Below are 725 nucleotides of genomic sequence, written 5' to 3'. Positions count from 1 at the left end.
ACGGTGTTCGGCTTGTGCGCCTTGTAGTTACGGGCGAACCAGATCTTGTAGATGCCGTTGTCCAGGGCCACGATGCCTTCGGACGGCAGCACGCGACGAATGTCGGCCACCAGGCGCTGTGGGTAGACCGGGAAGCGGTCGTCGTCGGCGCCTTCGGCGATCTGGGCTTCGTTGGCTTCACGAATTGCCATGAGGCGGGTGAAGTCCCAGTGCGAAGTGTCGCCCAGGCCTTCAGCGATCTGCCACACGGCGTTGGCGATGTCGCCGATCACTTCAACCTGCGGGAAGTACACGGCATCGACTTCGGCGGAGCGGAAGTTGATATGGATGACTTCGGTGCCGCCACGCACCATGAAGAACGGCGGCTTCTCGATCACATCGTGGCCGATGTTGACAATCAGGTCCGCCGCTTCGATCGCACGGTGCACGAAATCGCCGGACGACAGCGCAGCGTTACCCAGGAAGCGCGGGCTGCGCTCGTCAACCACACCCTTGCCCAGCTGGGTGGTGACGAATGGGATACCGGTATTATCGACCAGTTGCTTGAGGACCTTGGCGGTCATCTTGCGGTTGGCGCCGGCACCGATCACCAGGATAGGGCTACGTGCGGTGCGCAATTTCTCGATGGCAGCTTCAATGGCCACGTGCTCGGCCAGCGGGCGGCGGTGCAGGCTGCGCGGGATCGGCAGCGCGTCGGTCTGCTCGGCGGCGATGTCTTCCGGCAG

General features: G+C 63.2%; 1 pseudogene. It reads right to left on the bottom strand.

Going from position 1 to position 725, the window contains the following annotated elements:
- Positions 1-725: pseudogene (locus EGJ22_RS25890) on the bottom strand (acetolactate synthase large subunit); the annotation flags it as partial.

The organism is Pseudomonas sp. p99-361 (genome assembly GCF_003935475.1).
Lineage (GTDB): Bacteria > Pseudomonadota > Gammaproteobacteria > Pseudomonadales > Pseudomonadaceae > Aquipseudomonas > Aquipseudomonas juntendi.
This window is presented reverse-complemented; position numbering and strand designations above follow the sequence as displayed.